This is a genomic window from Blastococcus sp. SYSU DS1024, from assembly GCF_054050795.1.
In genome coordinates, this window is sequence record NZ_JBJHAA010000004.1 from 65,364 (window position 1) to 77,553 (window position 12,190).

General features: G+C 73.5%; 10 protein-coding genes. 4 read left to right on the forward strand and 6 right to left on the reverse strand.

The window, feature by feature from the left end:
- Positions 1-7 precede the first annotated feature (7 nt).
- Complete coding sequence (locus ACI79S_RS05210) at positions 8-730, forward strand: glutamine amidotransferase (protein WP_456592375.1); 723 nt, start codon at positions 8-10, stop codon at positions 728-730.
- Here ACI79S_RS05210 and cimA read toward each other — a convergent pair.
- On the reverse strand, positions 721-2,304 hold the full coding sequence (gene cimA / locus ACI79S_RS05215) for a citramalate synthase (RefSeq protein ID WP_456592376.1): 1,584 nt from the start codon (positions 2,302-2,304) through the stop codon (positions 721-723). The two genes, ACI79S_RS05210 and cimA, sit on opposite strands and share 10 nt — an antisense overlap.
- A 301-nt stretch (positions 2,305-2,605) precedes the next feature.
- On the opposite strand from cimA, the gene ACI79S_RS05220 reads away from it, so the two are divergent.
- Positions 2,606-2,920, forward strand: coding sequence for a hypothetical protein (locus ACI79S_RS05220; RefSeq protein ID WP_456592377.1), 315 nt, complete (start codon positions 2,606-2,608; stop codon positions 2,918-2,920).
- A gap of 1 nt (position 2,921) precedes the next feature.
- Here the strand turns inward: ACI79S_RS05220 and ACI79S_RS05225 are convergent, their stop codons facing one another.
- Complete coding sequence (locus ACI79S_RS05225) at positions 2,922-3,944, reverse strand: 3-isopropylmalate dehydrogenase (protein WP_456592378.1); 1,023 nt, start codon at positions 3,942-3,944, stop codon at positions 2,922-2,924.
- A gap of 144 nt (positions 3,945-4,088) precedes the next feature.
- Here ACI79S_RS05225 and ACI79S_RS05230 point away from each other — a divergent pair, with 144 nt between their 5' ends.
- Positions 4,089-4,877, forward strand: coding sequence for a hypothetical protein (locus ACI79S_RS05230; RefSeq protein ID WP_456592379.1), 789 nt, complete (start codon positions 4,089-4,091; stop codon positions 4,875-4,877).
- Between the two features lie 121 nt (positions 4,878-4,998).
- Entirely contained in the window at positions 4,999-5,577 is a 579-nt protein-coding gene (locus ACI79S_RS05235; RefSeq protein ID WP_456592380.1) for a hypothetical protein, read from the forward strand.
- A 68-nt stretch (positions 5,578-5,645) separates the two neighbouring features.
- Here the strand turns inward: ACI79S_RS05235 and ilvC are convergent, their stop codons facing one another.
- The 4 genes from ilvC to ACI79S_RS05255 all read right to left on the reverse strand — a co-directional run bounded on the left by ilvC (position 5,646) and on the right by ACI79S_RS05255 (position 12,182).
- Complete coding sequence (gene ilvC / locus ACI79S_RS05240; protein WP_456592381.1) at positions 5,646-6,674, reverse strand: ketol-acid reductoisomerase; 1,029 nt, start codon at positions 6,672-6,674, stop codon at positions 5,646-5,648.
- 37 nt (positions 6,675-6,711) lie between these two features.
- Positions 6,712-7,239, reverse strand: coding sequence for an acetolactate synthase small subunit (gene ilvN / locus ACI79S_RS05245; protein WP_091933248.1), 528 nt, complete (start codon positions 7,237-7,239; stop codon positions 6,712-6,714).
- A gap of 11 nt (positions 7,240-7,250) precedes the next feature.
- Positions 7,251-9,134, reverse strand: coding sequence for an acetolactate synthase large subunit (locus tag ACI79S_RS05250; protein WP_456592382.1), 1,884 nt, complete (start codon positions 9,132-9,134; stop codon positions 7,251-7,253).
- A 234-nt stretch (positions 9,135-9,368) separates the two neighbouring features.
- On the reverse strand, positions 9,369-12,182 hold the full coding sequence (locus tag ACI79S_RS05255; RefSeq protein WP_456592383.1) for a putative bifunctional diguanylate cyclase/phosphodiesterase: 2,814 nt from the start codon (positions 12,180-12,182) through the stop codon (positions 9,369-9,371).
- Positions 12,183-12,190 lie beyond the last annotated feature (8 nt).

The window sequence follows — 12,190 nt, forward strand, 5'->3', positions numbered from 1 at the left end:
CCCGCAGGTGAAGCCGTTCCTGCTGCTGTCCTCCCGCCCCGAGGACGAGGCGGCCGACGAGGAGCACGCCTCCTTCCTGCGCTGCACCGCCCTGCCCCCCGGGCGGCTGCACCGCATCCGGCTGGAGGCCGGGCCGTTGCCGGCGCTGGACCTCGACGAGTACGCCGGGGTCTTCCTCGGCGGCGGGCCGTTCAACTCCTCCGACGCGGAGAAGTCCGCCGTCCAGGTGCGGGTGGAGCACGAGGTCGGCCGCCTGCTCGACGAGATCGTCGAGCGGGACCTCCCCTTCTTCGGCGCCTGCTACGGGATCGGCACCCTCGGCACCCACCAGGGCGGCGTCGTCGACGGGACGTACGCGGAGCCGGTGTCGGCGGTGGAGGTGGGCCTCACCCCGGAGGGGCGGGACGACCCGCTGCTGGCCGGGGTGCCCGACCGGTTCGCGGCCTTCGTCGGCCACAAGGAGGCGTGCCGCGTCCTCCCGCCGACCGCGGTGCTGCTGGCCTCGTCGGCGACGTGCCCGGTGCAGATGTTCAAGGTGAAGGAGAACGTCTACGCCACCCAGTTCCACCCGGAGCTGGACGTGGCGGGGATCGTCCAACGGGTGCGCATCTACCAGCACGCCGGCTACTTCGCGCCCAGCGAGGTCGAGGCGGTCGTCGCGCGGCTGACCCCCGCGGTGGTGACCGCGCCCGGCCGGCTGCTGGCGAACTTCGTCGCCCGCTACGGCTGAGGGCGGCGCAGCACCGCGTAGGTGAGGGCGTCGACGAGCGCGTGCCACGAGGCCTCGACGATGTTGGCGTGGACGCCGACGGTGGTCCACTCCCCCGCCCCGTCGGTGGTGTCGATGAGCACGCGGGTGGTGGCGCTCGTGCCGCCCTTCCAGCCCAGGATGCGGACCTTGTAGTCGGCCAGGGAGACGTCGGCCAGCTGCGGGTAGCGGTGCACCAGCGCCTGGCGGAGCGCGTTGTCCAGGGCGTTCACCGGGCCGTTGCCCTCGCCGGTGCTGATGATCCGCTCGCCGTCGACGTGCACCTTGACCGTCGCCTCGCTGACGACGACGCCGTTGCCCCAGTGCTCGACGGAGGTGCGGTAGCTCTCCAGCTCGAACAGGGGCGGCGGCGCCTCCGGCAGCTGAGAGCGCAGCAGCAGCTCGAAGGAGGCGTCGGCGGCCTCGAAGGACCAGCCGTCGGCCTCCAGCACCTTGACCTGGTCGACGACCCGGCCGATGGCGTCGGACTGGCCGGTGAGGTCGACGCCGAGCTCGCGCCCCTTCAGCTCGACCGAGGCCCGCCCGGCCATCTCGGTGACGAGGATGCGCATGTCGTTGCCCACGACCGCGGGGTCGAGGTGGTTGTACAGCTCCGGGCTGACCTTGATCGCGCTGGCGTGCAGCCCCGCCTTGTGCGCGAACGCCGAGGCGCCCACGTAGGGCTGGTGGTCGTCGGGGGCGATGTTGGCCAGCTCGGCGATCGCGTGGCTGACCCGCTGCAGCTCCGGGAGGCACTCGGCGGGCACCGCGGGGATGCCCATCTTCGTGACCAGGTTGGCGATCAGCGCGAACGTGTCGGCGTTGCCGGCCCGCTCCCCGTAGCCGTTCGCCGTCCCCTGCACGTGGGTGACGCCGGCCTCGACCGCGGCCAGGGTGTTGGCCACGGCGCACCCGGTGTCGTCCTGGCAGTGGATGCCCAGCCTGCCGTCCACGCGGGATGCCACGTCGGCGACCACGCGCCCCACCCCCATGGGCAGCATGCCGCCGTTCGTGTCGCACAGGACGCCCACCTCCGCCCCGGCGTCGAACGCCGCCCGCAGCACGCGCACCCCGTAGTCCGGGTCGGCGGCGTAGCCGTCGAAGAAGTGCTCGCAGTCGAGGAACACCCGGCGGCCGTGCGACACGAAGAAGGCGACGGTGTCGGCCACCATCGCCAGGTTCTCCTCCAGGGTGGTGCGCAGCGCCTCCCGCACGTGCCGCACGTCGGACTTCGCCACCAGGCAGACCACCGGCGTCTCCGCGTCGAGCAGGGCGCGGACCTGCGGGTCGTCGGCCACCGCGACGCCGGCCTTGCGGGTGGACCCGAACGCCACCAGCTGGGCGTGCTCGAGCTTCAGCTCGGTCCGCGCGCGGGCGAAGAACTCGGTGTCCTTGGGGAGGGCACCCGGCCAGCCACCCTCGATGAACCCGACGCCGATCTCGTCCAGCAGCCGCGCCACCGCCAGCTTGTCGGCGACCGAGTAGCTGACCCCCTCCCGCTGGGCGCCGTCGCGCAGCGTGGTGTCGAAGACGTGGAAGTCGGTCTCGGTGGTCACGGTGTCTCCCGGGGAGTGGCAAGGGGGCGAACACGAAAAAGACCCCCCGGGTACGGGAGGTCTGCGCGCAGTCGGGGAGGTGACTGCGCGCTAGGCGATGATGATCGTGCCGCTGGTGTGCATCGCCGACCATGAAAGCACGGGAGGCGCGGTGCGCGGCACCCCGTCCCGGAAACCGGGCGACGACCTGCCACCCGCGCTGGTACCCACTCCTGGTGATCCCCACCGACTGGACCCCCGTGCACCGCCCCGCCGACGGCGAGCTGGTGGGCTGGCTGGCACCGGACGGCACCGAAGGGCTGTGCGCCCCGTGCTGCTGACCGGCGCTCCCCTGACCGGCCCCCGGTCCGCCGGCGACGCCGCGGCGCTGCTGCGCACCGAGGGGCTGCGCGCACTGGACCGGCGGTGGTGGGCCCGGCTGCCCGAGCCTCTCCCCACCGGCGGCTTCGCGGCCGGGGAACCGGGCGAGGACTGGACCTGGCAGCCGGTCGTGCTGGTGGAGTCCTCCCCCACCGGCTGCACGGTGCGCCCGAAGTGGCCCGCCCCGGGCGAGACCGGACGCGCCGTCCTGCCGGTGCCGGTCGGCCTCCTGCTGCGGGAGGAACCGCCGGGGTGAGTCAGCCGCCCGCGAGCGCCGCCAGCCGGTCGCCGACGTCGGCCGTGCGGATCGCCGCCTGCGGGTCGCGGGTGGAGAGGTCGAAGGCGACGGCGGCGTCGACCTTGCGCGCCTGCTCGGTGCGGCTCAGGTGCTCCAGCAGCAACCCGACCGAGAGCACGGTCGCGGTCGGGTCCGCGATGCCACGACCGGCGATGTCGGGGGCGGAGCCGTGCACCGGCTCGAACATGCTCGGGTTGGCTCCCGAGGCGTCGAGGTTGCCGCTGGCCGCCAGGCCGATGCCCCCGGTCACCGCGGCCGCGACGTCGGTGACGATGTCGCCGAAGAGGTTGTCGGTGACGATGACGTCGTAGCGGCCCGGGTCGGTGATGAAGAACATCGACGCGGCGTCGACGTGCTGGTAGGCGACGGTGACCTCCGGGAACTCGACCGACACCTCCTCCACGATCCGCGACCAGAGCCCGCCGGCGTGGGTCAGCACGTTGGTCTTGTGGATCAGCGTCAGGTGCTTGCGCGGGCGCGCCACGGCCCGCTCGAACGCGTAGCGGACGACGCGCTCCACCCCGAAGGCGGTGTTCAGGCTGACCTCGGTCGCGACCTCCTGCGGGGTGTCCTTGCGCAGCACCCCGCCGTTGCCGACGTAGGGGCCCTCGGTCCCCTCGCGCACGCACAGCATGTCGATCGGGCCGGGCTCGACCAGCGGGCTGCGCACACCGTCGAACAGCTTCGCCGGGCGCAGGTTGACGTGGTGGTCCAGCTCGAAGCGCAGCCGCAGCAGCAATCCGCGCTCGAGGATGCCCGGCGGCACGCTCGGGTCACCGATGGCACCGAGCAGGATCGCGTCGTGCTGGCGCAGCTCGTCGAGCACCGTGTCCGGCAGCAACTCCCCCGTCCGCTGCCACCGCGCAGCACCGAGGTCGTAGGGGGTCGTCTCCAGGTCGGGGGCGACCGCGCGGAGGACCTTGAGCCCCTCCGCCACGACCTCGGGTCCGATGCCGTCTCCGGGGATCACTGCCAGGCGCATGGGAAGGGACCCTAGGTCAGGGGGTGGAGTGGTCGGCGGGCCGGGCCGCGCGTGGCCCGGCCCGCCGGGTCCTTGCTCCCGTGTGGGCGCACCGACATCCTGGGCACCGAAGCCGGCGTGGGCCGGCCCCGACGGAGGAGAACCGTGAGCCAGTCCGACGACGAGGGTCGCACCGATCCCCAGTCCTCCGCTCCTGGGAACGGGCAGGACCACGGCCAGCCCCCGTACGGGCAGGGGCAGTACGGGCAGCAGCAGTCAGGTCAACCCCAGTACGGGCAGCAGCAGTACGGGCAGGGCCCCTACGGCCAACCGCAGTACGGGCAGCAGCAGTACGGGCAGCAGCAGTACGGGCAGCAGCAGTACGGGCAGGGCCCCTACGGCCAGCCGCAGTACGGGCAGCCGTACGGGTCGCCGGAGCCCTACGGCCAGCAGTACCCGCAGCCGTACGGCCCGTACGGTGCTCCCGGCGTCCCCGCCAAGCCGGCCGGGGTGATCACCGCGGCCGTGCTCGGTTTCGTCTACGGCGCACTCGGTCTGCTGATCACCTTCTTCCTCCTGCTCGTCGGTGCGGCCGCCAGCGGCGCCGGCGGCGGGCTGGACGAGGAGATCCCGGGATTCGGGGCGGTGACCGGTGCCGTCGGGGGCGTGCTGATCGGCTTCGGCGTGCTGGCGCTGGCCTGGACGGTCGTCATGATCTGGGGCGCGGTCTGGGCACTCACCGGCCGCAGCCGGGTGCCGCTGCTGGTCGGCGGCTCGATCGCCCTGGTCTTCACCACCATCGGCCTCCTCGGCACCCTGGCCGAGGGCACCGCCGGCGATGTCGTGGTGAACTCGGTCTTCTTCCTGGCTGCCCTGGCGATCGTCGTCCTGCTGGCGATGAAGCCGGCCACGCAGTTCTTCGCCGCGCACCGCTACCGGCGTACCGGTCGCTGAACCGGGTGCTTCCGCACGGGAGGAGACCGTTCGGCTCTGCCGGACCCCCGTACAGGTGTGAGGATTGCTACGACCCGTCGTCCGTCGGCCACGACGGATCCCCGAGCAGGAGGTAGCTGCCATGTCCGGCCCCACCCCCGGTTCCGATCCCGACTATCCGCAGGGAGGTGCGCCGCAGGGGCAGCCCGGCTGGGGCCCGCCGCCCGGCCAGCAGCCCGGCCAGGGGTACGGCCAGGGTCCGGGATACGGCCAGCAGCCCGGCGGGTACCCCGCCGCCCCGGCCGGCTACGGGCAGGCACCCACCGGCCAGCGCCCGGGTCAGGTGACCGCGGCCGCCGTCATCGGGGTGGTCATCGGCGGACTGGGCACCCTCGGCGGACTGCTCACCCTCTTCGCGATCGGGGCGGTCTTCGAGGTCGACGCCCTGCTCGGCATCCTGGCGCTGCTGTCGTTCGCGGCCGCCGTCGTCCTGCTGATCGGCGGCATCCAGGTGCTGCGCGGGCAGGACCCGAAGCTGCTGCTCCTCGGCAGCTACGCGTCGATCGGCCTGCAGCTGCTGTACCTGCTCTGGAGCCTGGTGCAGGAGGAGGGCTTCGTCTTCACCGGGCTGCTCGGCTTCGTGCTGCCGATCCTGATCGTCGTGCTGCTGCGCACCGGCCAGTCCCAGCAGTACTTCGCGGCGCGGGGCCAGTCCGTCTGAGCCCTACCGAACACGAGACGGCCCCCGCTGCGTGCGCAGCGGGGGCCGTCGTCGTCGTGCGGCCCGGATCAGTTGCGGGCGGCCGTACCGGTGTAGTCGTCGGACGCCGACACCCAGCTCATCAGGCCGCGCAGCTTGCGCCCGGTCTCCTCGATCGGGTGCGCCTCGGCTGCGGCCCGCTTGGCCTTGAAGTCGGGCGCGCCGGCGTCCTGGTCGGCGATGAACGCCGCGGCCCAGGAACCGTCCTTGATCGCGCCGAGGACCTCCTTCATCGACTCCTTGACCCGGGCGTCGATGACCTTGGGGCCGGAGGTGTAGTCGCCGTACTCGGCGGTGTCCGACACCGACCAGCGCTGCTTGGCGATGCCGCCCTCGTACATGAGGTCGACGATCAGCTTGAGCTCGTGCAGGCACTCGAAGTAGGCGACCTCGGGCTGGTAGCCGGCCTCGGTGAGGGTCTCGAACCCGGCGGTGATCAGCGCGCTGGCGCCACCGCAGAGCACCGCCTGCTCACCGAAGAGGTCGGTCTCGGTCTCCTCGGCGAAGGTGGTCTTGATGACGCCGGCCCGGCTTCCACCGATGCCCTTGGCGTAGGAGAGCGCGAGCGCCTGCGCGCTGCCGCTGGCGTCCTGCTCCACGGCGATCAGACAGGGCACGCCCTTGCCGTTCTCGAACTCGCGGCGCACCAGGTGGCCGGGGCCCTTCGGGGCGACCATCGCGACGTCGACGCCGGCCGGGGGCTTGATGTAGCCGAACCGGATGTTGAAGCCGTGGCCGAAGAACAGCGCGTCGCCGTCCTGGAGGTTGGGCTCCACCGACTCGGCGTAGAGGTGCCGCTGCACGTGGTCCGGCGCCAGGATCATGATGAGGTCGGCCTCGGCGGCCGCCTCGGCGGGCGTGACCACCCGCAGCCCCTCGGCCTCGGCCTTGGCGCGGCTCTTGGACCCCTCGGGCAGGCCGACGCGGACATCGACGCCGGAGTCGCGCAGCGACAGCGCGTGGGCGTGCCCCTGGCTCCCGTAGCCCAGGACGGCGACGGTCCGCCCCTGGATGATCGAGAGGTCGGCGTCGTCGTCGTAGAAGATCTCGGCGGCCATGCTGGTGGTTGTTCCCTTCGGTTGGAGGTGCGAAGACTCAGGCGGTGCGCTCGACCGGGCGCAAGGTACCGGCGCCGGACATCGCCCGCGGCCCCCGGCCCAGGGCGACGGTGCCCGACTGGGCCATCTCCTTGATGCCGAGGGGGGCGAGCACGGCCAGCAGCGCCTGGAGCTTGTCGGGCGTCCCGGTGGCCTCGAGGGTCACCGTGTCGGGGTTGACGTCGACGACGCGGGCGCGGAACAGCTCCGCGGTCTGCAGCACCTGGGTGCGCTCGGCCATCGGCGCGCGCACCTTCACGAGCAGCAGCTCGCGCTGGACGGCGGCCTCGCCGTCCAGCTCGACGATCTTGATGATCTCGATCAGCTTGTTGAGCTGCTTGGTGATCTGCTCGAGCGGCTGGCTCTCCGCGTCCACGACGATCGTCATGCGCGACAGGTCGGGGTTCTCGGTCGGCCCGACGGCGAGGGACTCGATGTTGAAGCCGCGGCGGCTGAACAGCGCCGAGACGCGGGCCAGCACGCCGGACTTGTTCTCGACGAGGACCGACAGGGTGTGACGGGACATGGTGGCGCTCCTCAGACCTGACCGTCGCCGAAGACCGGGCGCAGGTCGCGCGCGGCCAGGATCGCGTCGTTGCTGGCGCCGGCGGCGACCATCGGCCACACCTGGGCGTCGGCTCCGACGACGAAGTCGATGACCACCGGCGCGTCGTTGATGGCCATCGCCTTCTCGATGACGGCGTCGACGTCGTCCTTGCTCTCGCACCGCAGCCCGACGCAGCCCAGCGCCTCCGCCAGGGCGACGAAGTCGGGGATGCGCACCGGCTTGGGCGAGCCGTCGGGGTTGCGCGCGTGCAGCCTGGTGTTGGAGTAGCGGCCCTCGTAGAAGAGGGTCTGCCACTGCCGGACCATGCCGAGGTTGCCGTTGTTGATGACGGCGACCTTCACCGGGATGCCCTCGATGGCGCAGGTGGCGAGCTCCTGGTTGGTCATCTGGAAGCAGCCGTCGCCGTCGATCGCCCACACGGTGGTGTCGGGGCAGCCGTACTTGGCGCCCATCGCCGCCGGGACGGCATAGCCCATGGTCCCGAGGCCGCCGCTGTTGAGCCAGGTGCCCGGCTTCTCGTAGCTGATGAACTGGGCTGCCCACATCTGGTGCTGGCCGACGCCGGAGGTGTAGATCGCCTCCGGACCGGCGATCGCACCCAGCCGCTCGATGACGTACTGCGGCGACAGCGCGCCGTCCTCGGGCCAGTCGTAGCCGAGCGGGTAGCGCTCCCGCCAGTCGTCGAGCTGCGCCCACCACGCCGCCAGGTCCGGCGTGCGGCCGGCCGCGTGCTCGGCGCGGAGGGCCTCGACCAGCTGCGCGATGGTCTCCTTGGCGTCGCCCACGATCGGCACGTCGGCCTTGCGGTTCTTCCCGATCTCGGCGGGGTCGATGTCTGCGTGGACGACCAGGGCGTCGGGCGCGAAGCTGGACAGCTCGCCGGTCACCCGGTCGTCGAACCGCGCCCCCAGCGCCACGATCACGTCGGACTTCTGCAGGGCGGTCACCGCCGCGACCGTGCCGTGCATACCCGGCATGCCCAGGTGCTGGGCGCTGCTGTCGGGGAACGCGCCCCGGGCCATCAGCGTGGTGACGACGGGCGCTCCGGTCAGCTCGGCGAGCTCGGCCAGCTCCTCGGTCGCCTGCGCCTTGAGCACACCGCCGCCGACGTAGAGCACCGGGCGGCGGGCGCCGGCGATCAGGGTGGCCGCCTCGCGGACCTGCTTGCCGTGCGGGCGCGTCGTCGGCTTGTAACCGGGGAGGTCCAGCCGCGGTGGCCAGGTGAAGTCGGTGGTCGCCTGCAGGACGTCCTTGGGGATGTCGACCAGGACGGGGCCGGGGCGGCCGGTGGAGGCCAGGTGGAACGCCTCGGCGATGCGCTGCGGGATCTCCTCCGCCGTCGTCACCAGGAAGTTGTGCTTGGTCACCGGCATCGTGATGCCGCGGATGTCCGCCTCCTGGAAGGCGTCGGTGCCGATGGCCGCGCTCGGGACCTGGCCGGTGATCGCGACGATCGGGACCGAGTCCATGTAGGCGTCGGCGAGCGGGGTCACCAGGTTGGTGGCACCGGGGCCGGAGGTGGCCATGCAGACGCCGACCCGGCCGGTGGCCTGGGCGTACCCGGTGGCCGCGTGCCCGGCGCCCTGCTCGTGCCGGACGAGGACGTGGTGGACCTGCGAATCGAACAGCGGGTCGTACGCCGGGAGGATCGCCCCGCCGGGGATGCCGAAGACGACGTCGACACCGACCGCCTCGAGGGACCGGACGAGGCTCTGCGCGCCGGTGATGCCGGTGGCCGGCTGGGCGGCGGCCTCGGCCACGGAGCGGGCCGTGGTCTCGACGCCGGTCAGCGCGGCGGCGGCCTCGCGGGTGGCGGCCTCGGGGAGGGGGGCCTCGTTCGGGGTGCTGGTCATCGCGCGGATCTCCTGTGCCTTGCGGCGTGGTGCGGGCTGGTGCGACGGGCGGCGTGCTCGCTGTGCGGCGGATCACGGCCAACAAAAAACCCCTCGTGCCCCGGGCACGAAGGGTCAGCGCGTCGGTCGGTGACCGGACGCGCTAGGCGAGTACGAGGACGCCGCAGGTGCGGGCGTCGGCGAGCATGCTGGTGCGAGGCACGGGGACACTGTGCGCCTGCCGACGCCCCTGCGTCAACCGTCGCGTCCCACCATGTGGACGCCGGCGTCCAGATTCGGCGATCCCGGCTCGGTCGCGTCGAGGATGGAGTCGTCGAACGAGGCGAGCAGCGCACGCAGCTCGGCGAACGGCATCGGCCGCCCGAAGAGGTAGCCCTGCAGGTAGCGGCAGTCCATGGCCTGCAGGTGGGCCAGCTGCGCCTCGGTCTCCACGCCCTCCGCGACGACGTCCATGCCGAGCGTGCGGCCGAGCTCGACGACGGCGGCCACGAGCGCGCGCCCCCGGGGGCCGGTCTCGATGCCGGCCACGAACTCGCGGTCCATCTTCAGGATCTGCACCGGCAACCGGGCCAGGTAGGCCAGCGAGGACCATCCCCGCCCGAAGTCGTCGAGCGAGAGGACGACACCCATGCCGCGGAGCGTCTCGAGGTCGCCGAGCACCCCCTCGTGCGCGTCGAGCAGCACCGACTCGGTGATCTCCAGGACCAGCTTGCTCGGGGGCAGCTGGGCGGCGGTGAGCGCGGCGGCCACGTCCGGGGCCAGGCAGCCCGCCTGCAGGTGGCGCACGGAGACGTTCACGCCCATCTGGACGTCCCAGCCGTCGGCCAGGAGCACGGCCGCGTGCTCCGTCGCCACCCCGAGCACCCAGCGCTGCAGCGGCACGATCAGCCCGTCCTCCTCCGCCAGGGGGATGAACTCGTCCGGCGGCACGGTGCCCAGGAGCGGGTGCTCCCAGCGCACGAGCGCCTCCAGCCCGAGCACGCGGCGGTCGCGCACGCCGACGACGGGCTGGTAGAGCACGCGCAACTGCCCCTCGGCCAACGCCACGGGCAGGTCCCGGGCCAGTCGGGTGCGGCGCACCAGCGCCGCGTCGATGGCCTCACCCGAGGAACGGACGCAGCGCTTGCCGGCGGCCTTGGCCGCACGCAGGGCGAGATCGGCCTGCCGGACGGTGTCCGACGCGTCGGCGACGGGGTCGAGCTCGGCCAGGCCGATGCTCCCCGAGACCGCGAACCGCGGGCCGATGCCCTGCCCGTCGGCCGACGGCGCCCGGAACGGCCGGTCGAGCGCCACGACCAGCCGCTCGGCGAGCCCGGTCGCCTCCTCGAGCCCCCCGGGCACCAGCAGCGCGAACTCGTCCCCGCCGAGGCGGGCGACGAGGTCCTGCGCCCGGGCGCCGTCGCGCAGCAGATCGGCCACCTGGGCGAGCAACTGGTCGCCGGCCTCGTGCCCGGCGACGTCGTTGACGGCCTTGAAGCCGTCGAGGTCGACCAGCAGCACGCAGCCGGGGTGCCCCTCGGCGGCGCGTGCCCGCGCCTCGTCCAGGGCGGCGAGGAACCGGGCCCGGTTGGGCAGCCCGGTCAGGTAGTCGGTGTACGCCATGCGCTCCAGCTCCCGCTGGGTGGTCCGGCGGGCGGTGACGTCGCGCAGGTGGAGCACCACGCTCTCCCGCAGCCCGGACCCCGGCACGCCCGCCCGCGCGGCACCGGACAGCTCGACGTCGCGCCGGGCCCCACCGCGGGTGCGCAGCCGCACGGTCGGTGGCAGTGCGGCGGGATCCGCCGGCACCCGCCCGGCGAGCACGTCCTCGAGCACGTCGTGGTCGTCGGGGTCGACCAGGTCGGCCAGCAGGCGGCCGGTGAGCTCCCGTTCCGGCCACCCGAGCTGGCCGTCCGCCGCGCCGGAGACCCAGCGCACCCGGCCGCCGCCGTCCAGCACCACGGTGACGTCCTCGGCGCTGGCGGCCAGCGCACGGAAGTAGGCCTCGGTCTGCAGCAGCCGACGGGTGAGCCGGCCACCGTCGACGACCCACAGCAGGCTGCGCATCGAGGTGCAGACGACGAGCACCCCGATCGCCACCTGCTCGAGCAGGGTGAACGCGTGCCCCGCGTTCAGCGCCACGACGACCACCCCGGCGACCCCGTAGGCCGTCGCGTGGCTGACGGCCAGGCCGAAGAGCGGGAGGCCGTCTGCTCCCCGGCCCTGCTGCGGGAGCCGCCCGGGGTCGGTGTCCACCGCCCGGACGCCGGCCGCGAGCATCGCGGACCAGGCGATGCCGATCAGCAGGTCCGAGACCGTCTCCCCCAGCACCTGGGCCATGGCGGTCACGACCGCGACGACCGCCGCCGCGACCGCCGCCGCCAGCAGCCACAGCGCCGGACGCCGACGGGACGCGGGTGCGCGGGAGACGACCATCAGCGCGACCGCGCAGAGCAGCGCACCGCCGGCGGGATAACCCATGTTCTGCAGCACGCCGGTGGCACCGCCGCCGCGGACGCCCGACCGGGAGAGCACGAGCCCGGTGAGGAGCACGACCGCGACCAGCACGATGGCGCCGTCGAGGAGCTCCCGCACGCCGGCCCGCCCGCTCCGGTGCGGCAGCAGCAGGAGGCAGGCCGCGAGGCCGAGGGGCAGCGCGAGGACCTGCGGCACGTGGGCCACCGCGCCGTCCACGACGCCGAGGAAGCGGCCGGCCGCCAGCAGCACGGCGGCCGCAGCCGCGGCCTGCCACGGCCGGCGCGCGGCGCGGTCCAGCCGGGCAGCGTGCCCGCGGACGACGAGGGCGGCGGCGAGCGCGGCGAGCCCGAGCAGGACGGTCAGCGCGTGGTCGGCGCCCGCACCCAGGCCGGGACGGGCGGCGCCGCCGAGGAGCGCGAGCACGGCGAGCCCGACGTAGAGGACCACCGATTCGCGCCGCTCCCGCGCGGACGCGGTCGACGGCAGCGCGACGGACGGGCAGCTGCGCGGCGGTGCGGCGAACGGCAGAGCCGCGAACGGTTCGGGCAGCGACGGCGCGCCGCCGTCCCGTCGGCGCGCGTCGGAGTCCACGACCCTCT